This is a genomic window from Phyllobacterium sp. 1468 (genome assembly GCF_031455525.1).
GTDB lineage: Bacteria > Pseudomonadota > Alphaproteobacteria > Rhizobiales > Rhizobiaceae > Phyllobacterium.
The window spans coordinates 950,481-974,428 of the sequence record NZ_JAVDSX010000001.1 but is presented as its reverse complement, the minus strand read 5'-3'; the positions used below and the strand labels follow the sequence as shown (position 1 = coordinate 974,428).

The following is a 23,948-nucleotide window of genomic DNA, read 5'->3' as shown; positions in this document are numbered from 1 at the left end:
TTGCTGTGATCAAATCAGAGCTCGTGCAGATCATTGCTAACCGCAATCCGCATTTGTTTCAGCGTGATGTGGAAAACATCGTCGGCGCCATCTTTGACGAGATCACCGATGCGCTGGCCGAGGGCAATCGGGTCGAGCTGCGTGGCTTCGGTGCATTTTCCGTCAAGAACCGCCCAGCGCGCAGCGGACGTAACCCGCGCACCGGCGAGAGCGTCGACGTCGAGGAAAAATGGGTCCCTTTCTTCAAGACCGGCAAAGAATTGCGCGACAGGCTGAATGGCAACGGCTAGGGACGCGTCCCCCGAGCATCGGCGTTGCAGGAGAGAAATATGATCAATCGTATTGTCATTGTCCTCATTCTGGTGCCGCTCGCCGTCATTCTGATCGCCTTGTCAGTGGCCAATCGCGCGGCGATATCATTCACCATCGATCCTTTTAACCCAGGCAATCCTGCCCTCTCCTACTCTGCGCCGCTGTTTGTCTGGCTGTTTGCCTCCCTCATCCTCGGCTTGATCCTTGGGAGCTTGGCAACTTGGTATAATCAGGGCAAACATCGAAAACTTGCTCGTCAGCGCAAGCTTGAAGCTGAGTTACTGCGCAAGGAAGCCCGCAAGGCGTCAGCCGAGACACCGTCTACGCCAAACCTTCCTTCACTCCATTAAACAACCGCAAGGATATGAAATGAAACTGATCTCCCCGGCCGAGGTCGATGGGCTATTGAAGTGGCCGGATATGATCGACGCGCTCGAACAGGCTTTCCGTCAGGGAGTGATCCAGCCTGTTCGCCATCACCACACCGTCGCTCGCCCGGATGGCGCCGCTTCCACGATGCTGCTGATGCCTGCCTGGTCCGACTTCAATGCCTTGGGGGATTCCTCAAAAGGCTATATGGGCGTGAAGATCGTTACCGTTTCCCCGGACAATGGTGCAATCTCGAAGCCAGCCGTTATGGGTGTGTATCTTTTGCTTGAGGGCAAGACCGGCGAACCACAGGCGCTCATTGACGGACAGCGCCTTACCCTATGGCGCACTGCCGGTGCATCGGCACTCGCGGCGCGGTACCTGGCTCGTGAAGATGCTTCCAATCTCGTGGTGCTCGGAGCCGGCGCGCTTTCCAGTTTTCTTGCACGCGCGCACAGTGCCATCCGTCCTATCACGAAGATCTCCATCTGGAACCGCAACTTCGCCGGTGCCGAGAAAGTAGCCGCAGAACTCGCTGCGGATGGCTTCAATGCCGAGGCAGTGAACGACAAGGATGAGGCAATAGCCGAAGCCGATATCATAACTGCGGGCACGCTTTCCACTGAACCGTTGATCCTTGGCAAGCATTTGAAGTCCGGCGCCCATGTGGATCTGATTGGAGCATTCACGCCTTCCATGCGCGAAAGCGACGACGAATGCGTCAAACGGGCGCGCGTTTTTGTTGATACCAAGGACGGTGCACTGAAAGAGGGTGGTGATATCGTGCAACCGATCAAGGCGGGCGTCGTCAATGAAAGCCATGTCATCGGCGATCTTTTTGACCTGACGCGCGGCACGATCAAAGGGCGTCAATCCGCGAGCGAAATCACGTTGTTCAAGTCGGTTGGCGCCGCTCTGGAAGACCTTGCAGCGGGCATTTTGATCTATGAAAGGGCGATCTCGGCTTCCGCCTGAGCGTTTTTGCTTTCGCCTTCCCTTCTCTTGCCATAGGAAACATCCAATCAACCACGAGGGTGCACGGCTTGAAATCGTCTGGCGGAAAAATCAGGAAGGCAAAAGGGGCCGGTTCCAAAACGAGCGCTTCGCAAGGAGCGGCGCATCGGCAGCCCGCAGTGAAGCCGCGGCCGCAATTTGCCAAAGTCCCCCGCTCCACCGATAGCGATCCTCGGCAAAAATCCGCGCCACGTTTGGAACCGGCTCCAAAGCGCGTTTCGACTCGCCGTACCGGCATACGCCCACAGGAACGAACCGGCCTCATCCTCGAAACCTCACCTTCCGACGACTATGCCCTGCTTGACAGCGGCAATGGCATCAAGCTGGAACAATACGGCGCCTACCGCATCGTGCGCCCGGAAGGTCAGGCAATCTGGCACCCTGCCTGGGACAAAACGGAGTGGGACAAGGCCGACGCGATATTCACCGGCAATACGGATGAAGAGGGTGTCGGACGTTGGCATTTTCCTAAAGTTCCGCTCGGCGAGACCTGGCCACTTGCCTTTGACGGCATCCCGTTTTTCGGGCGTTTCACGTCGTTTCGGCACGTCGGCGTTTTCCCCGAACAAGGCACGCATTGGTCTCACATGGACCAGCTGATCCGCAACGCCAAACGCCCGGTCAAGGTACTTAATCTCTTCGGTTACACAGGAGTCGCGTCCCTGGTGGCGGCGCGAGCGGGCGCCGAGGTAACGCATGTTGACGCGTCGAAGAAAGCTATTGTCTGGGCGCGGGAAAACCAGGAGATGGCAGGGCTCTCAGGCAAACCCATTCGCTGGATATGCGAAGACGCGATGAAATTCGTCGCACGCGAAGAGCGGCGAGGCAGTGGCTACGACATCATTCTTCTTGACCCGCCCGCCTATGGACGTGGGCCCAATGGTGAAGTGTGGCAGCTGTTCGACAACCTGCCGGATATGGTCGATCTTTGCCGCTCGATTCTCACGCCCAATCCACTCGCGGTGGTTCTGACCGCCTATTCGATTCGCGCTTCGTTTTTTGCGATCCACGAGTTGATGCGCGATGCTTTTACCGGGCTTGGAGGAAAGGTTGAGTCAGGCGAACTTATCCTGCGGGAACGCTCATCCGATCGTGCCCTTTCCACGTCTCTTTTCAGCCGCTGGAGCGCTTGATGACCAAACAGGATGATCACCGGCGCGACAACGGACTGGTTCGCCCTGGCAGGGTCAAGGAGGTCACCAGCCTGACCAATCCGATCGTCAAGGATTTGCGTGCGCTGGCGATCAAAAAATACCGTGACCAGCAAGGTGTTTTCCTGGCCGAAGGACTGAAACTCGTCATCGATGCCCTTGACCTGGGCTGGATCATCAAGACCCTGGTCTACTCAAAGGCAGGCAAGGGCAATTCACTGGTCGAACCGATTGCCGCGCGCACGATCGCCAAGGGTGGCGATGTTCTTGAGGTCAGCGAAAAAGTCATTGCTGCCATAACGCGTCGCGATAACCCGCAAATGGTTGTCGGTGTTTTCGAACAGAAGGTGCAGTCCTTGCCGGCGATCAAACCGCAAGGCAGCGAGGTCTATGTGGCGCTTGACCGTGTGCGCGATCCCGGAAATCTCGGCACAATTATTCGAACCGCGGACGCAGCGGGCGCAAAAGGCATCATACTCATTGGGGATACCACTGATCCGTTCTCGCTGGAAACGATCCGGGCCACGATGGGTTCGGTTTTTGCAATGCCTGTCATACGTGCGACTGAAGCCGAGTTCCTTTCCTGGCGAAAAGGTTTCCCCGGGCTCGTTGTCGGAACGCACCTGAAAGGTGCCATCGACTATCGAACGATCCCTTATGCCAATAAACCAGTCGTTTTGTTGATGGGAAACGAGCAACAAGGCTTGCCGGATCAATTGGCTTCATCGTGCGACAAGCTCGCGCGTATTCCGCAGGAGGGCCGTGCCGATTCGCTCAATCTCGCCATTGCGACTGGCGTCATGTTGTTCGAAATCCGACGCGACGCATTGAAACTTGCCCCCGAAGCTTGAGAAAATGGATCTATGAAAAGCAAAGCAATTTACAGTCTTCTGGCCATCATTGCCTTCGCCGTGGTCAGTGATCAGATCGTCAAGTATTTCGTCGAGACTGGCATGGACTATCAGCAGCAAATCGATCTCTTACCTTTTTTCGCGTTGTTTCGCGTGCACAATGACGGAATCGCCTTTTCGATGTTGAGTGGGTTCGGAGATACGGCCCTGATCGCCCTGACGATCATCGTGATTTCTTTTGTCAGTTATCTGTGGTGGAGCACGGCGTCCACGCGCTGGATTTCACGGTTTGGTTTTGCCCTTATCATTGGGGGTGCGATCGGCAATCTCATCGACCGCATCCTGCATGGGTATGTCATAGATTATTTTCTTTTCCACCTGCCATCATGGTCCTTTGCCGTCTTCAATCTCGCTGACGCCTACATTTCGGTTGGCGCAGCATTAGTTGTGATCGAGGAATTTTTTGTATGGCAGCGCGACCGGCGGACGGGCGGCGGGCAAACCGGCAAAAATTGAAATGAACCTGGGTAATTAGCCCATTGTCGCGTCATGTAGCCGTCATCCAATTGTTGTATTCAACGAACGAACGAATACCGATAAATCTCCTGGATGAGCCAAATCGATATGACCATCGCCTTGCTTGAGCCTGCTTCAATCACTAAAGATCAACAGATGATGTCGCAGGTTGATTCAACTCCCTCGCCGTTTACGGCGCCACACCTTGCGTCGGTGCTTGGCCGCATCGGCACGATGGAGGTTTGCCTTGCACAATCGGAGGATGAAATAGCTTCGTCACAACAACTGCGTTTCAAGGTTTTTTTTGACGAATTGGGTGCCAAAGGCTCTGCCATGATGGAGCAGCGTGATGCAGACCGTTTCGATCCCTTTTGCGATCATCTCCTTGTCTATGACACCTCAATTGCCGGCCCAAAACACAAGCAGATTGTAGGTACCTATCGGCTGTTGCGCTCCGAAAAAGCTTTCGAAACCGGCGGTTTTTACTCAGCCAGCGAATTTTCGATCGAAAGGCTGGTTAGTGCCAAGCCGGAATTGCGCTTTCTTGAGCTCGGCCGCTCCTGTGTCCTCCCGGAATACCGGTCAAAACGGACGGTCGAATTGCTCTGGCAAGGTATCTGGACCTATTGCCGCCATCACTCGATTGGCGTGATGTTCGGTTGTGCATCCTTCCAGGGAACAGTTCCCGCCGCACACGCGCTGCCTTTGTCCTTTCTGCAGCACAATTGCCGTGCGACACCCGACTGGGACGTTCGCGCCTTGCCCGCGCTTTACCATGCGATGGATCTTGTTCCGAATGAAGCGATCAATCCGAAAGTTGCCCTCTTCGCCATGCCGCCGTTGATCAAGGGCTATTTAAGGCTTGGCGCGATGATTGGCGATGGCGCGGTGGTCGACCACGACTTTGGTACAACCGATGTCTTCATTATTTTGCCAGTCAGCCGTATTTCGGAACGCTATGTCAGCCATTACGCCGCTGAAGCCAAGCGCTTCGTCTAGAGACGTTCGACTTGGACCGATCATCTGTGGAGAAAAGCCATGGATGAACTCGGAAGAGGTGTGTAAATTCCCCGTTAGCGAATAGATTGCTCCTGATCGAAATCAGGAGAGCGTCTTGGCCGAACTGGCAGCCATCATCGAACAGCCCCCTTATGACGTCGACATATCGGCGCGTCCCACGCCGATGATGGAGCAGTATATCGAAATCAAGGCGACGAACCCCGATAGTCTCTTGTTCTATCGTATGGGCGATTTCTATGAATTGTTTTTCGATGATGCGGTCGAGGCATCGCGCGCACTCGGCATCACGCTTACGAAGCGCGGAAAGCATCTCGGCGACGATATTCCCATGTGCGGCGTACCTGTTCACGCCGCCGACGACTATCTGCAGAAGCTGATCGCGCGCGGCTTTCGCGTGGCGGTATGCGAACAGATTGAAGATCCTGCGGAGGCCCGGAAACGTGGGGCAAAGTCCGTCGTCAAACGTGATGTCGTTCGATTGGTGACGCCCGGCACGATTACCGAGGAAAAACTGCTCGACCCATCCGAAGCCAATTATTTGATGACGCTCGGGCGGGTGAAGGGTTCGGATAAAGGTCATTTTGCGCTTGCCTGGATTGACATATCAACCGGCACATTCCGGGTCAGCGAAACGGATCCTGATCGGTTGCTCGCAGACATCCTGCGTGTGGATCCACGCGAATTGATTGTCGCAGATCCGGTATTTCATGATCTGGAAATGCGCCCGATCTTCGACGTCATCGGCCGCGCGGTTAGTCCGCAGCCGCCGAGTTTGTTTGACAGCGCTACGGCGGAAAGCCGTATTCAGCGCTATTTCGACGTCAGCACCCTGGACGGATTTGGTCAATTCTCGCGTGCCGAGCTTTCAGCCATTTCCGGCGCTATCGCCTATGTCGAAAAGACACAGATTGCCGAGCGCCCGCCGCTGATGCGGCCTGAGCGGGAGTCGGAAGGTTCTTCGCTTTTTATTGACCCCGCAACGCGCGCCAATCTTGAACTTCTGCGCACGCTTTCTGGAAAACGGGAAGGAAGTCTGCTCCGAGCGATCGACAGAACGGTGACAGGTAGCGGGGCGCGGCTCCTGGCGGAACGGTTGACCTCACCTCTGACTGATCCGGCAGCGATCGCGGAACGATTGGATTCGATCTCGTTTTTCCTCCTTCGCCAACCGACGGCCGATTTGGCGCGTGAAGCGCTGAAAGGCGTGCCCGATATGCCCCGCGCCCTGTCGCGGCTCGCAGTCGGTCGCGGCGGTCCGCGCGATCTGGGCGCACTCGCCCGCGGCCTTGAAGCGGCCGGCGATATCGCACAATTGTTGGAGCGTGAAGAACTGCCGGCAGAACTCGGGCGGGTGAGAGACTGTCTTCGCCAATTGCCGCTGGAATTGGCCGCACACCTTGACAGGGCGCTTGCAGACGAGCTGCCGCTTCTCAAACGCGACGGTGGGTTCGTCCGGCCAGGATACCATGCCGAGCTTGATGAAATGCGAGCACTGCGGGATCATTCGCGCCGCATCATCGCCGGTCTGCAAGCCGACTATATGGAAACGACGGGCGTCAGATCGCTGAAGATCAAACACAATAATGTGCTGGGGTATTTCATCGAAGTGACCGCCAACAATGCCTCGGTCATGACCGATACGGATGAAGCCAAGAGCAAGTTCATTCACCGTCAGACCATTGCCAACGCGATGCGGTTTACGACGACGGAACTGGCGGAGCTTGAGACAAAAATAGCAAATGCCGCCGAACGCGCGCTTGCAATCGAGCTTGGCGTCTTCGACGCCTTGACCAATGAGACCGTGACCAACGCCGACACTATTCGCGCAGGCGCTGCGGCGCTGGCGGCCCTTGACGTCTCTATATCTTTAGCGGTGCTCGCCGAAGAGCAAGGCTACTGCCGACCGCTGGTCGATGACAGCCTAGCATTCGAGATTGTGGCCGGACGGCACCCGGTCGTCGAGCAATCCCTCCGTCGGCAAGCGGCCGCTCCCTTTGTTGCCAATGACTGCGATCTTTCTCCAGAAGGGCCCGGCAAGGGAGCAATATGGCTGCTGACCGGCCCGAACATGGGCGGCAAGTCGACCTTTCTGCGTCAGAACGCATTGATTGCGATTCTCGCGCAGATGGGTTCGTTCGTTCCGGCCGGCTCTGCTCATATCGGCATTGTGGATCGTTTGTTCTCCCGCGTCGGCGCTTCAGACGATCTTGCGCGGGGGCGTTCTACCTTCATGGTGGAAATGGTCGAGACCGCCGCCATTCTCAACCAGGCCAGCGATCGTTCGCTTGTCATCCTCGATGAAATCGGCCGCGGTACCGCTACCTTCGACGGCCTTTCGATTGCATGGGCCGCGGTCGAATACTTGCATGAAAAGAACCAATGCCGGGCGATTTTTGCGACGCACTTCCACGAGATGACCGCACTTTCAGAAAAACTCGAACGGCTCAGCAACGTGACCATGCGCGTGAAGGAATGGGACGGCGATGTCGTGTTCCTGCATGAGGTCGCCAAGGGGGCTGCTGACCGATCATATGGTGTGCAAGTAGCTCGTTTGGCTGGTCTGCCGGAAGCTGTTGTCAACCGCGCCCGCGACGTGCTGCATCAGCTCGAAGCGGGAGAAACCTCTGGCAAGGCCGACAAGCTGATCGACGACTTGCCGCTGTTTTCCGTTGAAGTGAAGCGCCAGGCACCCAAGCCTGTCCAGGGTAGGGACAGTGGCCTGCTCGCAGCCATCTCCACCATCAATCCGGACGAGATGACACCGCGTGAAGCGCTGGAAGCACTCTACCGGCTGAAGGGCCTCGTCGCGAACACGACATCTTGAATGGCGTCTATATCAAACACGCCAAATGTAATCGTTTCGTTTGAAGCAAATTCGCGCTATAGCGTGCGGCCATTATCCATAAAGACGTATTCATGAGCGCTTCAGACCTGAAACTGGAACAGATCGTCAACCCGGCCAAGCTTCATCGCCAATTTGAAGAGTTGGTCACGTCAACGAACAAACTAGGCACCGCCACCGTCGAACGTAACGACGTGTTGCAGCTTGTGAAACAGACGCTGGCCACTGGTCGCAAGTCGGCGGAAGACATGCTGATGAAGGACGCCAGCGGGACACACTGCTCCATGCGGCTTTCCTATCTGATGGACCAGATCATCTCTGCGCTCTATGACTTCGCAATTACCCACGTCTATCCCGCTGTGAATCCATCTACAGCGGAACGGATGACGGTCGTGGCGGTTGGCGGTTACGGTCGCGGGGGACTGGCACCCGGTTCCGATATCGATCTGTTGTTCTTACTGCCTTACAAACAGACACCTTGGGGCGAGCAAGTTGTCGAATACATTCTGTACATGCTGTGGGACGCCGGTCTCAAAGTCGGCCACGCGACGCGTAATCTGGATGAGTCCATCCGCCAGTCGCTGGGCGATATGACGATCCGTACCAGCATCCTGGAAGCCCGTTACCTGTGCGGGAATGAAGACCTTTTCGCCAAACTGGTGCAACGCTTCGATGACGAGGTGGTCAAGGGTACCGGGCCCGCTTTCATCGAGGCCAAGCTCGCCGAACGTGACGCGCGTCACCGCAAGGCGGGCGAGACGCGGTATCTGGTCGAGCCAAACGTCAAAGAGGGCAAGGGCGGCCAGCGCGATCTGCACACACTGTTCTGGATTGCAAAATATTACTACCGGGTGAAAACGAGTGATGAACTGGTCGACCTCGGCGTTCTTTCTCGTGCGGAACACAAGATCTTCCGTAAGGCGGAAGATCTGCTTTGGGCTGTGCGTTGCCATATGCATTTCTTGACGGGCAAGGCAGAGGAACGCCTTTCGTTCGATATCCAGGGCGAGATCGCACGGCGGCTAGGCTACACCGCCCATCCCGGTCTGCGTGACGTGGAGCGGTTCATGAAACACTACTTCCTCATCGCTAAGGAAGTCGGTGATCTTACACGCATCATCTGCGCCGCTTTGGAAGAGGAGCAAGCCAAGCATGTCCCCGGTTTCAACCGGATTTTCCTCACGTTTTCGCGCCGCAAGCGAAAACTTCCCGGCACGAGTGATTTCGTCGTCGACAATCACCGCATCACCATCGCCAATGACGACGTCTTCCGGAAAGACCCAGTCAATATAATCCGTCTGTTTCGGCTGGCGGACCAGCATGGCCTGGAGTTCCACCCGGACGCCATGCAATTGGTGTCGCGTTCTCTGTCGCTGATAAAAGCTGATCTGCGGGAAAATCCTGAAGCGAACAGGCTTTTTCTGGAAGTGCTGACCTCGGAGCGCAACCCCGAGCTTATCCTGCGGCGAATGAATGAATCCGGCGTACTTGGCAAATTTATTCCCGATTTCGGCAAGGTCGTCGCGATGATGCAATTCAACATGTATCATCACTATACTGTCGATGAACATTTGTTACGCTGTATCGCAGTCATGTCGGAAATCGACCACGGTGATCTCGGCCAGGAACATCCTCTTGCCAATCAGATCATGCCCGGTTTGAAAAAAGACCGGCAGGTCCTCTACGTGGCGCTACTTCTTCATGATATTGCCAAGGGAAGGCCGGAAGACCACTCCATTGCCGGTGCGAGGATCGCCCGGCGGATTTGCCCGCGCCTGGGCCTTTCCCAGGCCGACACTGAAACCGTTGCCTGGCTCGTCGAACAGCATTTGACGATGAGTAGAGTGGCACAGTCTCGCGATTTGAACGACCGCAAGACCATCGAAGATTTCGCTGAAATTGTCCAAACCCTCGACCGGATGAAGCTGCTGCTGGTTTTGACCATCTGCGATATCAAGGCAGTCGGACCCGGGGTTTGGAATGGCTGGAAAGGCCAATTGCTACGTAATCTCTTTTACGAAACGGAATTGATGCTGACTGGCGGATTTTCGGAAGTCTCCCGCAAAGAGCGCACCGATCACGCCCGCACCCAGCTCGACAATGCGCTGTCATCCTGGCCGCAGATTGAGCGCCAGTCATATCTTGCATTGCATTATCAAAACTACCTGTTGACGGTCAGCCTCGAAGACCAGGTTCGCCACGCCAATTTCGTGCGCGAGACCGATGCCAGCGGCAAAGCACTCGCCACCATGGTAAAAACCCATGATTTCGAGGGTGTGACAGAGATTACCGTGTTGTCCCCCGACCATCCGCGTTTGCTTTCAATCATAGCGGGCGCCTGCGCCGGGGCCGGCGCCAACATCGTCGATGCGCAGATATTCACGACCAGCGACGGGCGCGCACTTGATACCATCCTCATAAGCCGCGAATTCCCGACCGACGATGATGAACGGCGGCGGGCCATGCGCGTCGGACGCCTGATCGAAGATGTGCTTTCCGGCAAATCGTACCTGCCTGAGATGTTGGCAAGCCGCACGAAACCGAAACGCGCGGTCAAGGCCTTCCGCATCACGCCGCGTGTCGAGATCAACAATACGCTGTCCAACAAATTCACGGTCATCGAAGTGGAGGGCCTGGACCGTCCCGGTCTTCTATCTGAGATAACCGGTACTATCTCCGATCTCTCACTCGATATTGCCTCTGCGCACGTAACGACCTTCGGTGAAAAGGTCATCGATGTGTTCTATGTTACTGATCTCGTCGGTCACCAGATCACCAATACGACACGCCAGAACCGTATTCGCAAGAAGCTGCTTGCGCTGTTTGGTGAAGGTGACATCACGACCGCCCAGCCGCAACGGCAAAACATCCTCATGACGGCTGAATAGAGCCTTCGCGTGGATTGCCTCGACAGCCGAGAAACAGAACACGGCCAATATGGCCGGAAAGGGCTCTAAATGAGCTTGGTCAAGAAATTTGCGACGGTTGCGTCCGGCACGTTGATGAGCCGCGTCTTCGGTTTCACGCGCGAAATGCTGATGGCCTCTGCGCTGGGCACAGGACCTGTCGCCGACGCTTTCAATGCCGCCTTCCGTTTTCCTAACACCTTCCGGCGGCTTTTCGCGGAAGGTGCGTTCAACTCTGCTTTCGTGCCCTTGTTCGCCAAGGAAATCGAAGCCAACGGGCTCGATGGAGCGCGCCGCTTTTCCGAAGAGGTATTCGGGGTCCTTTTTACCGTGCTGCTCGGCCTGACGATCCTTATGGAACTGTCAATGCCGCTGATCGTACGCTTCGTCATAGCTCCGGGCTTCGTGGCTGATCCGATGAAGTTCGATAACACCGTATCGATGGCCATCATCATGTTCCCCTACCTCGCCTGCATGTCGCTCGCCGCCATGATGAGCGGGATGCTCAATTCCCTGCATCGCTATTTCGCTGCGGCGATCGCTCCAGTTTTCCTGAATGTCATTCTTATCGGCGTGCTCGGCTATGCCTGGTGGAGGGGCGAAGACGGCAGGGCGGTAGGCTATGCGCTGTCCTGGGGTGTCATGGTCTCCGGCGTGGTTCAGCTAGCCATTGTCTGGTTTGCGGTGCGTAACGCCGGCATTTCCATCGGATTCCGCTTGCCCCGTATAACCGCCAACGTCAAACGCCTGCTGATACTGGCTTTCCCCGCCGCCGTAACTGGCGGCATCACCCAAATCAATCTGTTGATCAACACGAACATCGCGTCAGCCAAATCGGGCGCCATCTCGTCTCTGGCCTATGCTGACCGTATCTATCAATTGCCGCTCGGCGTCGTCGGCATAGCGGTCGCGACGGTTCTCCTGCCCGAATTGGCGCGTGCGCTGCGCTCAGGAAATCTGAAGGAAGCCGGTAGTCTGCAGAACCGCTCGGTCGAGTTCACACTGTTTCTTACGCTTCCTGCTGCTGCGGCACTGTTGGTAATGTCCGAACCGATCGTTCGGATGCTGTACGAACGCGGCAATTTCTCCACCGCATCGACGCACACTGTCGGCAATATCCTGGCGATCTACGGGCTTGGCCTGCCGGCATTCGTCTTGATCAAAGCTTTCTTGCCGGGATTTTTCGCCCGCGAAGATACCCGCACACCGATGATCTTTGCGGCCATCGCCGTCATTGTAAACGTCAGTCTCGCACTGACGCTGTTCCCGATCATGGCAGAGACCGGCATTGCAACGGCCGAGATCGTCGCCGGGTGGACAAACGCAATCCTGCTTTTCGTTACCCTCGTCTGGCGCGGACATTGGGGGCGCGACATGCCTTTGCTTACTCGCATCCCGCGGCTGGTTGTTTCCGCCGGACTCATGGGCCTTGCACTCTATTACGCAATTCGCTGGATGGGCCCGGCACTGGAGCCACATGCGCCTCTCCGTACGCAGGCCATTGCAATCGTCACGCTGGTCGGATTGTCGATGGTCCTCTACTTTGCGCTCGCTTTCGGTACAGGTGGGGCCAGCCTCGGAATGATCCGCCGGAACGTGAAACGGGGAAAAAAAGCGCCTGAGGACGCGTCGTGAGCCGGTTTATCGGCATGGTTACACTTGTCGTGCGCGATTATGACGAGGCGATTGCCTGGTACACCCAGATGCTCGGCTTTTCGCTTGTCGACGATACGGCGCTCTCCGAAACAAAACGTTGGGTTGTCGTCGCGCCCGAGGGTATTGGGGCCCGGCTGTTGCTGGCAAAAGCGGATGACGATACACAGAAGGCCAGAATCGGCAACCAGACGGGCGGACGCGTTGCACTGTTTCTGCATACCGATGATTTCCCGGTGGACTACGCGAAGATGGTGAAGGCGGGCATACATTTTCTTGAAGAGCCCCGCCATGAGCCCTATGGCAGCGTCGCAGTGTTCGAAGACCTCTACGGTAATAAATGGGATCTGCTGGAGCTCAAATGAAGGTTGGTATCGATTGGGCTTGAATAGAGCGTCTCCCTCTGCCAAAAGCTCGGTTTCATTGCTGTCGGAGCCTGCAAGCCCGATCCCCGAACGATCAAGGACGATTTTATGAGCACGTTTGAACCGCTCGTCTTTTCCGGTGTCCAGCCTACCGGCAACCTGCATCTTGGCAACTATCTCGGCGCGATCCGTCGCTGGGTTGCTTTGCAGGAAAGCAGCAAGTGCATCTACTGTGTTGTCGACCAGCATGCGATTACCCCTCCCATCTCCGTCTGGGGCGGGCCGGCCGAACTCATGCGCAATACACGTGAGGTCACGGCAGCCTTCCTTGCTTCTGGCATCGATGCAAAAAAGAACATCGTTTTCAACCAGAGCCGCGTGCACCAGCATGCGGAGCTGGCATGGGTTTTCAACTGCGTTGCCCGGATGGGTTGGCTCAACCGCATGACCCAGTTCAAGGACAAGGCCGGTAAGGACCGTGAAAATGCCTCCGTCGGCCTCTTCGCATACCCGAACCTTATGGCGGCGGACATCCTCGTCTACCGTGCCACGCACGTGCCTGTGGGTGAGGATCAGAAGCAGCATCTGGAGTTGACCCGCGACATCGCTCAGAAGTTCAATACGGATTTTTCGGACAGGATCGCTGAACTTGGGCTTGGTGTTGAAACGCAATCGGGGGATGAAACGATTTCCAGTTTCTTTCCGCTGACCGAACCAGTCATCGGCGGGCCCGCAGCACGTGTCATGAGCTTGCGCGATGGTACCAAGAAGATGTCAAAGTCCGATCCGTCGGATCTCTCGCGCATCAACCTGACCGACGATGTGGACACGATCTCGAAAAAGATCCGTAAGGCCAAGACCGACTCCGAACCCTTGCCATCGGAGCTTGAAGGTTTGAAGGATCGGCCCGAAGCCGACAATCTCGTCGGTATCTATGCTGCATTGGTCGACAGCGACAAGGCCACCGTGATCCGCGATTTTGGCGGACAGCAATTCTCAACCTTCAAGCCCGCCCTTGCTGACCTCGCGGTAGAAAAACTGGCGCCGATCGCAGCGGAAATGCGGCGAATTTCTGCTGATCCCAGCTTTGTCGATACCGTCCTCAAAGATGGCGGTGAGCGCGCGAGCGTTCTTGCTGAGAAGACGATGCGCAATGTCCGTGATATTGTCGGATTTCTGCAGAACTAGTCCGCCAGGGAAGACCTTGCGGACGATCGATGCTTAGGGCAGGTTGCGCACATGGTATCAAGACGTCTTAGCCGCGAAGCCGGCCACCGCCGCAAATTTCTGGCCGTCATTGACGAAACGCCGGAATGCGAGCGGGCAGTTGCCTATGCCTCGCGCCGGGCCAAAACGACCGGCGGCGTACTCCTGCTGCTGTTCGTTATCGATTCGGCAGACTTTCAGCAGTTTCTGGGGGTTGAACAGATCATGCGTGCGGAAGCCCAGGAGCGGGCCAATTCGACGCTCAGCAAGTTTGCCGCCAGTGTCCGGGAAACGATCGGGATCGAGTCGGAACTTGCTGTTCGCGAAGGAATTACATCCGAAGAGATTCGGAAGCTTATCGAAGAAGATCAGGATATCGCCATCCTCGTCCTGGCGGCTGGTTCCGGCAAGGATGGGCCTGGCCCGCTTGTTCAATCGCTGGCAGGACGGGAATCCTTTTCCATTCCAGTTACGGTCGTACCCTATAATCTATCGGATGAGGATATCGACGCGATTACCTGATTAGGTCGACCAAACGTGATATAATCCTGACTTGAAGAGAATGGTTTAAAGGCCTATATGGCTATTTGAATAGTTCTAAACTAGATACGCGAGATCTGCCATGTTCATCCAGACCGAAGCAACGCCCAATCCAGCGACCTTGAAGTTCCTGCCTGGAAAGGTGGTGCTTGAAGAAGGAACCGCCGATTTCCGCGACGCAGCAAGTGCTGGCGAATCTTCACAGCTTGCTGGCAAGATTTTTGGCGTCCCGGGCGTCACCGGCGTATTTTTTGGGTATGATTTTGTCACCGTCACCAAGAGCGAAGGCCCGGAATGGCAACACCTGAAGCCTGCCATTCTAGGCGCGATCATGGAGCATTTCATGTCCGGCGCACCGGTCATGGCCAATGTCAGCCAAATCGCTGATACCGCCCAGCGGGAGACCGATGGTGAATTCTTCGACAGCGCCGATACCGAGATCGTCGATACGATCAAGGAGCTTCTCGAAACCCGCGTCCGTCCCGCTGTGGCTCAGGACGGCGGCGACATTACATTCCGGGGTTATGAAAACGGCACCGTGTTTCTGCACATGAAGGGCGCTTGCTCGGGTTGCCCTTCATCCACCGCGACGCTGAAGCATGGTATCCAGAACCTTTTGAAGCACTTCGTACCGGAAGTTCAGCAAGTCGAGTCAATCTAAATATCGGTTTGATGATTGAAAAGGCCGCTTTGAGCGGCCTTTTTTGCTTTAGTTCACCGCGCCAGGTCCCGGTATCGCACCGGGCGGGCATTTGCCAAGGATGATCATGCCGAGCACTTCGTCCTCGTTGACATCGCCAACCCTGGCGGTGCCGACCACTTGACCGTTTTTCATCACCGCCACGCGATCGGCTAGGTGGAAGACATCATGGATGTCATGGCTGATGAGAAAGATGCCGATGCCTTCACTTTTCAATTGCTTGATCAGTTCGCCGACTTGGGCGGTTTCCTGCGGTCCTAGCGCCGCAGTCGGCTCGTCCATGATGAGTATCCGGGCGTTGAACAAGATGGCGCGCGCAATCGCCACGGATTGCCGCTGACCGCCCGAAAGTGCCTTGACCGGGTCTTTGAACCGCTGAAACCGTGGATTGAGCCTACCCATGACTTCGCGCGCGCTGTGCTCCATCGCAACGTCATCGAGAGTGCCCCAGGGCGTCATCAATTCACGCCCGAGATAAAGATTGGCGGCCGTGTCGACATTGTCCGCCAGTGCCAGGGTTTGATAGATCGTTTCGATACCATAGGCCTTGGCATCACGCGGATTGTTGATCGCAGCCTCTTCGCCGTTGACCTTGATCGTACCATTGTCGCGCTTGTATGCGCCCGAAAGGATCTTGATCAGGGTCGATTTTCCGGCACCGTTATGACCGAGAAGCGCAACGACTTCGCCCGGAAAAAGATCGATCGAAGCTCCATCAACTGCACGGATGCCACCAAAGGCAATTGAAATATCTTCCATATGGATGAGAGGCGTTTGTGTATTGGTCATGATTGTTCCTCCCTTAAGCTGTACGGCGGCGATAGATTGTGTCCAGCCAGACGGCCACGACAAGAACCAGACCGACAACGATATTCTGCAGTGGCGTATCGAGACCGAGCAGCACCATGCCTGAGCTTAGGGATTGCATCAGGACCGCACCGATCATGGCGCCGGCGATCGTGCCGACGCCGCCAGCCAGCGACGTTCCGCCGATAACGGCTGCCGCGATGGTCAGGAGTTCGTCGAGGGTGCCTTGTGCATTGGTTGCCGCGTTGAGGCGAGCGGTGGAAATAGCAGCTGCAATGGCACAAAGAATCCCCATAATGATGAATATCTTCATCGTCACCCAGCGCGTATTGATACCCGCAAGGTCTGCCGCTTCGGGATTGCCGCCCATGGCGAAGACATAGCGGCCGAAGCGGGTGCGCGTCGAAAGGAAGGTCATGATGAGACCGGCGGCAACAGCGATCAGCACCGGAATTGCAATTCCGTGTGAGATGAACAGCCCGCCATCGGGAATTGTGATGTTGTTCGCTTCGGCATATTTACGGACGATACCGATCGGCCAGTAGTATGCATTGGCAATGGCGACTGCGCCGAGAACAAGAACGCACCCCACGGCAGCCATGAAGGCTTCAGCCCATATGGGACGACGGGGAAAGTTGAAACGTTTACGCTGGCGCCGGCTGTTAATGATCATCCCGACGATGGCGGCACAGGCGACGACGCCAACAACCCAACTCCAGAATGCACCGATTGAACCCTCGGGACCTCCGCCCATAAGACGGAAAGTCGAGTCCATTGGCGCAACCGTGCGGCCCGAGGTAACCCACCAGGCGGCGCCGCGCCATACCAGAAGACCACCAAGCGTAACGATGAAAGCAGGCACCCCGAGGAATGCAATGATAAAGCCCTGAAACCCGCCAATGAGCGCGCCGGTGATGACGCCAACACCAAGCGCAATGATCCATGTGGCCGGGTGCTCGAAGCCAATAAGCCTTGGCAGGAACTCCGCTTGCGTCACGCCCATTATCATCCCGACAAAGCCGAGAATCGAACCAACCGACAGATCGATGTTACGGGTAACGATGATCAGCACCATCCCGGTCGCCATGACAGCAACCGACGACGTCTGAACCGACAGGTTCCAAAGGTTGCGCGGCGTCAGAAACTGACCGCCAGAGAGAAACTGGAAGGCAAGCCAGATAATGACCAGCGCTGCGATCATGCCGAGAAGACGCGTATCAAGCTCAGTCGCCTTGAAGAATTTGGCGACAATGCCGAGCTCCGACGAACGGGCCCGATCGAGGCTGATGGCCGGATCACTCATTGTACTCTCCCAGTTTTATTGTCTTCTTAAAACGCCGCCGATCTAGTAGACCAGCGGCGTTCGATTTTAACAGATTTAACGATGTTACTTGCAGGCCGGTACCGAACCTGCCTTCACGCCCTGACAGACCACGTCCTTCTTCACCCAGCCAGCGTCGATGACGACATCGAGATTATCCTTGGTCACGGGAACGGGAGTGAGGAAGACAGCGTTAACCTCAACTTTGTTAGCGCCGCCAGCAAACTTCTGAACGTTCGGGATTTCCTCCATCTTCTTACCATCTGCGAGGGCCGAGGCGATGCCTGCGGCTTGCTTGCCAAGTTCGCGGGAATCCTTCCAGATCGTCACGGTCTGCGTGCCGAGTGCTACGCGGTTAAGTGCGGCGAAATCGGCATCCTGACCGGAAACAGGAACAGTGCCGGCAAGGCCCTGAGCCTGCAGCGCCGCGATAGCACCCCCGGCTGTTCCATCGTTTGCGGCAACGACGGCATCGACCTTATTGTCATTTGCGGTCAGGAACTGTTCCATATTCTTCTGGGCGTTGGCAGGAAGCCAGCCATCGGTGTAGGCTTCACCGACGTTCTTGATCTTGCCGGAGTCGATGGCTTCTTTCAGCACTTCCTGGGCCCCGGAGAAAAGGAAATCTGCGTTCGGATCAGCGGAGCTACCCTTGATGAAGACGTAGTTGCCTTCAGGCTTGACGGCAAACACGCCCCGCGCCTGCATGCGGCCCACTTCCTTGTTGTCGAACGTAATATAGAACGCATCCTTGTTTTCGATCAGGCGGTCATAACCTACAACCGGAATGCCTTCGGCCACGGCCTTCTCAACAGCAGGTCCAATGGCGCTCGAATCCTGCGCCAAAATGATAAGGGCGTTGGCACCCTGCGAAATCAGGCTTTCAACGTCGGTCAACTGCTTGGACGCCGAGGACTGTGCATCTGCCGAGATGTACTTGTCGCCATTGGCTTCCAGCGCTTTCTTGATGGCGGCTTCGTCCGTCTTCCAGCGTTCTTCCTGAAAATTCGACCACGATACACCGACGATCTTGTCCTTCGCCAGAACAGGGCCGGCAAATGATACAGCAAGGACAGCAGCCCCCGCCAATGCGGTTGCATATTTCTTCATGGTAACCCTCCCGGTGCATTTAGCACGTTGACTGAATGGATGCAGGCACATCACCTCCGGCCGACATCCAAACCTCTTTAATTCGAGGCTCGAAAAAAATAGTGACTTAAAAGCATTTACGTGTCAACTTAGTTTTTCCTGGCATGGCACACCGCGCTGCATGGGGTATTGTAGTGCACTGGAATCGGGTTTTTGGGAGGAAATCGTTTGTTCCTAGATGAGATTGCGCGTCCTGACGACGTCAGGCGGCAGAACCGACGGCTAGTGCTCGCTGCGTTGCGGCGTCATGGACTGCTTTCTCGCACAGACATCGTCGCGCAGACCGGACTCAGTCCATCCACCGTCTCAGCCATCACGACCGCGCTCATTTCGGAAGGAATTATAGCCGAGAGCCGCGACGGCGATACCATCGCCAATCGGCGTGGACGTCCTCAGGTGGCACTCACCCTGAACCCTGCGATAGCGACGGTTGCAACCGTGGAACTCGCACTCAATCTCGTTCATGCCGTTCTGTTCGACTACAAAGGCCAGATGATCGCCGAGGAATTCCGCCGCGTTTCAACACTCGATGCAAAGTCGGATGATCTCATCCATTCCATATGCCTGATGCTTGACAATCTGCTCGAGAGCCGTCCGCCCAAGTCAGGCCGTCTCATGCATATGTCGATGGGCGTGCAAGGCGTGACCGACGCGGCAAGAGCAACAATGCTATGGTCGCCGATCACTCCGGATAGCAATATCGCCTTTGGAGATGCGCTCTCCAAGCGATATGGCGTTGCAGTCGCTGTTGCCAATGACTGCAACATGATTGCCGAGGCGCTGCGCTGGATCGATCCAGAGCACTACGCAGAGGATTTTGCGGCGATCCTCCTCTCCCACGGGATCGGCATGGGACTTTACCTGAAAGGCAAGCCCTTTCTCGGTGCTCACTCCTCCGCGGCGGAGTTCGGTCACATGTTGCATGTACCAAACGGCGCACTTTGCCGTTGCGGACGTCATGGTTGTATCGAAGCCTATGCCAGCGACTATGCCATTTTGAGGAGGACATCCGGACAGGATGAGAAACACCAGCCGGCACAGGATGTGGATTCGGCAATCTATGACGAGGTTGCAAACCGGGCGCGCACCCGCGACGGCCAAGAACGCGCTGCCTTCCGCAAGGCAGGTCAGGCAATTGGTTCAGGTTTGCGGAGCCTGTTTTCCCTGATCGACCCGATTCCGGTCGCATTGGTTGGATCAGGCGCAGCTGTCTTCGACCTTATCGAAGACGAATTGCGCGATATCGTTTCCGGCACCTCCGGCTGGGGGGCAGCGCAGGAGTTGAGCATACGTTGCTACCCGGATGAACATCCGCTGATACTGCAGGGCTGTATGATGACTTCACTGCTTCACCTCGACACACAGGTTTTCGCCCCGGGCGACGCAGGTGATACGCCAATTAAACGGGCGATCTAAACAGAATTCAGGAGGAGAATCCATGTATCTTGGCCTTGATTTGGGCACGTCCGGCGTCAAGGCGCTGTTGATTGGAGAAGACCAATCGGTCATCGGGTCCGGTACCGGGACGCTCGATATTTCACGACCGCATTCCGGCTGGTCGGAGCAGGATCCATCGCATTGGATCAAGGCCACCGAAGACGCAGTTCAGGCGCTCAAAACCACGCATGCAAAGGAACTCGCTGCGGTCAAAGGTATTGGCCTATCCGGCCAGATGCATGGCGCGACGCTGCTCGACGGCAATGATCGCGTACTTCGTCCCTGCATCCTGTGGAACGATACCCGCAGCCACCAGGAGGCTGCCGAACTCGACAGCGATCCGAAGTTTCGGGCGCTGAGCGGCAACATTGTTTTTCCAGGGTTCACCGCACCGAAGGTCGTTTGGGTCAGGAACAACGAACCGGAGACGTTTGCCAAGCTGCGCCGCGTGCTGTTGCCAAAAGATTATTTGCGGTTGTGGCTCACCGGGGAACACGTGTCGGAAATGTCGGATGCGGCGGGAACGTCATGGCTCGATGTCGGCAAGCGCGCATGGTCGCCGGAGCTTCTCGCAGCAACAGATCTCGATGTCAGCCATATGCCTTCGCTGGTCGAGGGGACCGAAGTCTCCGGGACCCTGAAAGCCGATATCGCTTCTCGGTGGGGTGTGGGCAGCAGCGTTGTTGTTGCCGGCGGGGCGGGCGACAATGCCGCTTCCGCCTGCGGCATGGGGACGGTCGGTGAAGGCCATGCCTTCGTCTCGTTGGGAACATCCGGCGTGCTCTTTGCTGCCAACGGCTCCTATCTGCCAAACCCCGAGAGCGCAGTTCACACATTTTGCCATGCCCTGCCCGATACCTGGCACCAGATGGGCGTTATCCTGTCGGCCACCGATGCCCTGAACTGGTACGCAGGCATTACATCACGCAAACCTGCCGAACTTACCGGAGAACTGGGCGATGACCTGCGTGCGCCGTCTGGCGTGACCTTCCTGCCATACCTATCCGGTGAGCGTACGCCGCTGAACGATTCCGCTATTCGGGGTTCGTTCCAAGGACTCGAGCATGCCAGCGACCGCGCAGTTCTGACACAGGCGGTCTTGGAAGGCGTGGCTTTCGCATTTCGCGATTGTCTGAACGCCCTTGCCGCGGCGGGCACCAAACTCGATCGTGTTACCGCGGTCGGTGGCGGGTCACGTTCAACCTATTGGCTTAAAGCCATCGCAACCGCGCTCAATATTCCCATCGATGTGCCGGCCGATGGCGATTTCGGCGCGGCTTTTGGTGCCGCACGCCTTGGATTGATCGCTGCCGAAAAGGCCGATCCACGGGCGATTTGCGCCGCGCCGGCAACAGACTACACAATCGAACCGGAAGCCAAACTCACCGGCGATTTCGACGCGGCGTACCATCGCTACCACAATCTCTACCCAGCATTAAAAGGAGTTCAATCATGAGCAGCGGATTTTTCGCCGACGTAAAACCAGTCAAGTACGAAGGGCCGGACAGCACCAATCCGCTCGCCTATCGCTTTTACAACCCGGACGAGATCGTTCTTGGCAAACGGCTCGAGGACCATTTGAGATTTGCCGTCGCCTATTGGCATTCGTTCGTATGGCCAGGCGGCGATCCGTTCGGCGGACAGACCTTCGAGCGTCCCTGGTTCAACGATACGATGGATGGGGCCAAACTCAAGGCAGACGTGGCATTCGAAATGTTCTCGATCCTCGGCGCGCCCTACTTCTGCTTCCACGATGCCGACGTGCGCCCGGAAGGCGACAGCATCGCGCAGAGCGACAAGCGCCTGCATGAAATCGCTGATTATTTTGCGGCAAAGATGGAAAATACCGGCACCAAGCTTCTGTGGGGCACCGCCAACCTGTTTTCCAACCGCCGCTACATGTCGGGCGCGGCGACCAATCCCGACCCGGATGTCTTTGCCTATGCCGCGGCGACGGTGAAGACCTGTATCGATGTGACGCAAAAGCTGAAAGGCGAGAACTACGTTCTGTGGGGCGGACGCGAAGGCTACGAAACGCTGCTCAACACCGACATGAAGCGCGAGCTCGACCAGATGGGCCGGTTTTTGAGCCTCGTTGTCGACTACAAGCACAAGATCGGCTTCAAAGGTGCGATCCTGATCGAACCCAAGCCGCAGGAGCCGACAAAGCATCAGTATGACTATGATGCCGCGACGGTATATGGTTTCCTCAAGCGCTTTGGCCTTGAGAAAGAGGTCAAGGTCAATCTGGAACAGGGCCACGCCATCCTGGCCGGGCATTCCTTCGAGCATGAAATCGCGACGGCGGCGGCGCTTGGCATTTTCGGTTCGATCGACATGAACCGCAATGATTACCAGTCCGGCTGGGATACGGATCAGTTCCCAAACAACGTGCCAGAAGTTGCGGTCGCCTACTACGAGATACTCAAGGCTGGCGGCTTTACGTCCGGCGGCACGAATTTCGACGCCAAGCTGCGCCGCCAGTCGCTTGATCCGCAGGATTTGCTGATCGCGCATATTGGCGGCATGGACACTTGCGCGCGCGGCCTCAAGGCAGCCGCGAAAATGGTCGAGGACAAGGTTTTGACCGGGTTTGTCGATGATCGCTATGCCGGCTGGTCGAAGCCAGAGGCGCAGGCCATGCTCTCTGGAAAGGTCTCGCTCGAAGAGATCGCAAAGCAAGTCAACGACAGAAACCTGCAACCGCAGCCGCGCTCCGGACGCCAGGAATATCTGGAAAACGTCGTTAATCGCTACGTTTGACGCTGCTCGTGAAAGGAATAGGTTCTCAGTTGAGAACTTATTCCTTTGCGCTTTTGGGGATTTGGCCGTGTGAATTTCTGTCTGATCCACACCCGATTTTTGCGCAAAAACCAGCATTTTTTGCGCCAATTTCGCCAAAACTTATCCCGAATTTCGTGGCGATACCGTGGCGTTTTAGGGGCGTTGCGCCGCAATTGGCGCCCGGTCAGACCGCTCTAAACGTGCTGGCCGCCGTTGATGTGGATCTCGGAACCCGTCACGTAGGATGACGATTCGGTGCACAGGAAGTAGATCGTTTCAGCCACTTCGGCCGTCTTGCCGAGCCGCCGTAGTGGTAGATGCGCAATCATTTTGTCGGTGCCGGGAGACAAAATTGCCGTGTCGATTTCACCCGGTGCGATTGCATTGACGCGAATGCCATGCGGGCCAAAGTCCGACGCCATTTCGCGTGTGAGAGATGCCAGCGCCGCCTTGGACGTGGCATAGGCGGTGCCCGCGAAGGGATGGACGCGGCTGCCGGCAATCGATGTTACGTTGACCACCGACCCTTGCGCCGCCTCAAGTTCGGCGAAGAGGCCACGCGCCAGCATGATGGGCGCAAAGAAATTCACCTGGAACACGCTCATCCACGTCTGCATCGGCGTCTCGATCGAATCGAGACGGGCGCCCGAACTGTTCTTCGGTGAAATACCGGCATTGTTGACCAGCGCATTGAGCTTGCCGCCCTCCACAGCGAGCCTTTGCCTGATTTCGGCCACCGCATGATCGACATCGGCGGGGTCTGCGAGATCGACCTTGATGTGATCGTCGGGACCAGCCGGCCAAGGGCAATTATCGTCGAAGCTTTGGCGGGAACAGGTGATGACACGCCAACCGGCGCGCGAGAAGCGTTTGACAGTGGCGTGGCCGATACCGCGGCTCGCGCCGGTCAGGACAAGTACCTTGCGTGGTTCTTCGTTGGTCATGGGAAATACTCCGTTGCACCAGCAATAGCTTATCGCACTGCAAAATTCGAGGCATATCATG

21 protein-coding genes are annotated in these 23,948 nt (G+C 56.6%); 17 read left to right on the top strand and 4 right to left on the bottom strand.

Translation table 11 applies throughout. The annotated features are described in order from the left end of the window. Window positions 1-5 precede the first annotated feature (5 nt). The 14 genes from J2X72_RS04660 (at window position 6) to J2X72_RS04595 (ending at window position 15,406) form a co-directional block, all read left to right on the top strand. Window positions 6-290 carry an integration host factor subunit beta gene (locus J2X72_RS04660; protein WP_106662485.1) on the top strand — a complete coding sequence of 95 codons (285 nt, stop codon included), beginning with the start codon at window positions 6-8 and terminating at the stop codon, window positions 288-290. A 39-nt stretch (window positions 291-329) separates the two neighbouring features. After that, entirely contained in the window at window positions 330-662 is a 333-nt protein-coding gene (locus J2X72_RS04655) for a lipopolysaccharide assembly protein LapA domain-containing protein (RefSeq protein WP_209998395.1), read from the top strand. A 19-nt stretch (window positions 663-681) separates the two neighbouring features. Next, entirely contained in the window at window positions 682-1,656 is a 975-nt protein-coding gene (locus tag J2X72_RS04650) for an ornithine cyclodeaminase family protein (RefSeq protein WP_310068912.1), read from the top strand. 233 nt (window positions 1,657-1,889) lie between these two features. Then, window positions 1,890-2,828: a class I SAM-dependent methyltransferase gene (locus J2X72_RS04645; RefSeq protein ID WP_405044652.1), complete on the top strand. Its 939-nt coding sequence runs from the start codon at window positions 1,890-1,892 to the stop codon at window positions 2,826-2,828. Further along, entirely contained in the window at window positions 2,828-3,697 is an 870-nt protein-coding gene (locus tag J2X72_RS04640; protein ID WP_310068910.1) for an RNA methyltransferase, read from the top strand. Before J2X72_RS04645 ends, J2X72_RS04640 begins: the two co-directional genes overlap by 1 nt. A 12-nt stretch (window positions 3,698-3,709) precedes the next feature. Beyond that, entirely contained in the window at window positions 3,710-4,213 is a 504-nt protein-coding gene (lspA, locus tag J2X72_RS04635; RefSeq protein ID WP_209998398.1) for a signal peptidase II, read from the top strand. A gap of 159 nt (window positions 4,214-4,372) precedes the next feature. Continuing rightward, window positions 4,373-5,212, top strand: coding sequence for a GNAT family N-acetyltransferase (locus J2X72_RS04630; RefSeq protein WP_209999793.1), 840 nt, complete (start codon window positions 4,373-4,375; stop codon window positions 5,210-5,212). A gap of 184 nt (window positions 5,213-5,396) precedes the next feature. After that, window positions 5,397-8,057 (top strand): DNA mismatch repair protein MutS, encoded by a 2,661-nt coding sequence (gene mutS, locus J2X72_RS04625; protein WP_405044651.1) that lies wholly within the window; start codon window positions 5,397-5,399, stop codon window positions 8,055-8,057. Window positions 8,058-8,149: 92 nt separating this feature from the next. Then, entirely contained in the window at window positions 8,150-10,963 is a 2,814-nt protein-coding gene (locus J2X72_RS04620) for a [protein-PII] uridylyltransferase (protein ID WP_209998399.1), read from the top strand. 69 nt (window positions 10,964-11,032) lie between these two features. After that, window positions 11,033-12,616 (top strand): murein biosynthesis integral membrane protein MurJ, encoded by a 1,584-nt coding sequence (gene murJ / locus J2X72_RS04615; protein ID WP_310068905.1) that lies wholly within the window; start codon window positions 11,033-11,035, stop codon window positions 12,614-12,616. 14 nt (window positions 12,617-12,630) lie between these two features. Next, complete coding sequence (locus tag J2X72_RS04610; RefSeq protein ID WP_310069325.1) at window positions 12,631-12,999, top strand: VOC family protein; 369 nt, start codon at window positions 12,631-12,633, stop codon at window positions 12,997-12,999. Between the two features lie 108 nt (window positions 13,000-13,107). After that, window positions 13,108-14,187 (top strand): tryptophan--tRNA ligase, encoded by a 1,080-nt coding sequence (gene trpS / locus J2X72_RS04605; protein ID WP_310068902.1) that lies wholly within the window; start codon window positions 13,108-13,110, stop codon window positions 14,185-14,187. A gap of 51 nt (window positions 14,188-14,238) precedes the next feature. Then, window positions 14,239-14,727 (top strand): universal stress protein, encoded by a 489-nt coding sequence (locus J2X72_RS04600; protein ID WP_209998402.1) that lies wholly within the window; start codon window positions 14,239-14,241, stop codon window positions 14,725-14,727. Between the two features lie 100 nt (window positions 14,728-14,827). After that, entirely contained in the window at window positions 14,828-15,406 is a 579-nt protein-coding gene (locus tag J2X72_RS04595) for a NifU family protein (protein ID WP_114431505.1), read from the top strand. A gap of 48 nt (window positions 15,407-15,454) precedes the next feature. Here J2X72_RS04595 and J2X72_RS04590 read toward each other — a convergent pair whose 3' ends face one another. The 3 genes from J2X72_RS04590 to xylF form a co-directional block, all read right to left on the bottom strand. Continuing rightward, window positions 15,455-16,234 carry an ATP-binding cassette domain-containing protein gene (locus J2X72_RS04590; protein WP_209998405.1) on the bottom strand — a complete coding sequence of 260 codons (780 nt, stop codon included), beginning with the start codon at window positions 16,232-16,234 and terminating at the stop codon, window positions 15,455-15,457. A 13-nt stretch (window positions 16,235-16,247) separates the two neighbouring features. Beyond that, the gene (locus J2X72_RS04585) at window positions 16,248-17,555 is read right to left on the bottom strand and encodes a sugar ABC transporter permease (RefSeq protein ID WP_310068894.1); all 1,308 of its coding nucleotides are present in this window, start codon (window positions 17,553-17,555) and stop codon (window positions 16,248-16,250) included. Window positions 17,556-17,639: 84 nt separating this feature from the next. Further along, window positions 17,640-18,683 (bottom strand): D-xylose ABC transporter substrate-binding protein, encoded by a 1,044-nt coding sequence (gene xylF / locus J2X72_RS04580; RefSeq protein WP_209998407.1) that lies wholly within the window; start codon window positions 18,681-18,683, stop codon window positions 17,640-17,642. 207 nt (window positions 18,684-18,890) lie between these two features. Between xylF and J2X72_RS04575 the strand changes: the two genes are divergently transcribed. The 3 genes from J2X72_RS04575 to xylA are packed head-to-tail and all read left to right on the top strand — an operon-like array spanning window position 18,891 to window position 22,922. Then, window positions 18,891-20,138, top strand: a complete 1,248-nt coding sequence (locus tag J2X72_RS04575; RefSeq protein ID WP_209998408.1) for an ROK family transcriptional regulator — start codon at window positions 18,891-18,893, stop codon at window positions 20,136-20,138. Between the two features lie 22 nt (window positions 20,139-20,160). Continuing rightward, on the top strand, window positions 20,161-21,615 hold the full coding sequence (gene xylB / locus J2X72_RS04570) for a xylulokinase (RefSeq protein WP_310068891.1): 1,455 nt from the start codon (window positions 20,161-20,163) through the stop codon (window positions 21,613-21,615). Continuing rightward, entirely contained in the window at window positions 21,612-22,922 is a 1,311-nt protein-coding gene (xylA, locus tag J2X72_RS04565) for a xylose isomerase (RefSeq protein ID WP_310068889.1), read from the top strand. The genes xylB and xylA overlap by 4 nt, the downstream gene beginning before the upstream one ends. Window positions 22,923-23,137: 215 nt before the next feature. On the opposite strand, the gene J2X72_RS04560 is transcribed toward xylA, so the two are convergent. Further along, window positions 23,138-23,947, bottom strand: a complete 810-nt coding sequence (locus J2X72_RS04560; RefSeq protein WP_405044639.1) for an SDR family NAD(P)-dependent oxidoreductase — start codon at window positions 23,945-23,947, stop codon at window positions 23,138-23,140. Window position 23,948: the final 1 nt, after the last annotated feature.

Excerpts from the sequence above, each read along its gene's own strand:
- lspA (WP_209998398.1), top strand. The coding sequence starts at position 3,710 with ATGAAAAGCAAAGCAATTTACAGTCTTCTGGCCATCATTGCCTTCGCC.
- mutS (WP_405044651.1), top strand. The coding sequence starts at position 5,397 with ATGATGGAGCAGTATATCGAAATCAAGGCGACGAACCCCGATAGTCTC.
- J2X72_RS04630 (WP_209999793.1), top strand. The coding sequence starts at position 4,373 with ATGTCGCAGGTTGATTCAACTCCCTCGCCGTTTACGGCGCCACACCTT.
- J2X72_RS04610 (WP_310069325.1), top strand. The coding sequence starts at position 12,631 with ATGGTTACACTTGTCGTGCGCGATTATGACGAGGCGATTGCCTGGTAC.
- murJ (WP_310068905.1), top strand. The coding sequence starts at position 11,033 with ATGAGCTTGGTCAAGAAATTTGCGACGGTTGCGTCCGGCACGTTGATG.
- J2X72_RS04600 (WP_209998402.1), top strand. The coding sequence starts at position 14,239 with ATGGTATCAAGACGTCTTAGCCGCGAAGCCGGCCACCGCCGCAAATTT.
- J2X72_RS04595 (WP_114431505.1), top strand. The coding sequence starts at position 14,828 with ATGTTCATCCAGACCGAAGCAACGCCCAATCCAGCGACCTTGAAGTTC.
- J2X72_RS04655 (WP_209998395.1), top strand. The coding sequence starts at position 330 with ATGATCAATCGTATTGTCATTGTCCTCATTCTGGTGCCGCTCGCCGTC.
- J2X72_RS04585 (WP_310068894.1), bottom strand. The coding sequence starts at position 17,555 with ATGAGTGATCCGGCCATCAGCCTCGATCGGGCCCGTTCGTCGGAGCTC.
- xylF (WP_209998407.1), bottom strand. The coding sequence starts at position 18,683 with ATGAAGAAATATGCAACCGCATTGGCGGGGGCTGCTGTCCTTGCTGTA.
- xylB (WP_310068891.1), top strand. The coding sequence starts at position 20,161 with ATGTATCTTGGCCTTGATTTGGGCACGTCCGGCGTCAAGGCGCTGTTG.
- J2X72_RS04590 (WP_209998405.1), bottom strand. The coding sequence starts at position 16,234 with ATGACCAATACACAAACGCCTCTCATCCATATGGAAGATATTTCAATT.
- J2X72_RS04620 (WP_209998399.1), top strand. The coding sequence starts at position 8,150 with ATGAGCGCTTCAGACCTGAAACTGGAACAGATCGTCAACCCGGCCAAG.
- trpS (WP_310068902.1), top strand. The coding sequence starts at position 13,108 with ATGAGCACGTTTGAACCGCTCGTCTTTTCCGGTGTCCAGCCTACCGGC.
- J2X72_RS04650 (WP_310068912.1), top strand. The coding sequence starts at position 682 with ATGAAACTGATCTCCCCGGCCGAGGTCGATGGGCTATTGAAGTGGCCG.
- xylA (WP_310068889.1), top strand. The coding sequence starts at position 21,612 with ATGAGCAGCGGATTTTTCGCCGACGTAAAACCAGTCAAGTACGAAGGG.
- J2X72_RS04560 (WP_405044639.1), bottom strand. The coding sequence starts at position 23,947 with ATGATATGCCTCGAATTTTGCAGTGCGATAAGCTATTGCTGGTGCAAC.
- J2X72_RS04640 (WP_310068910.1), top strand. The coding sequence starts at position 2,828 with ATGACCAAACAGGATGATCACCGGCGCGACAACGGACTGGTTCGCCCT.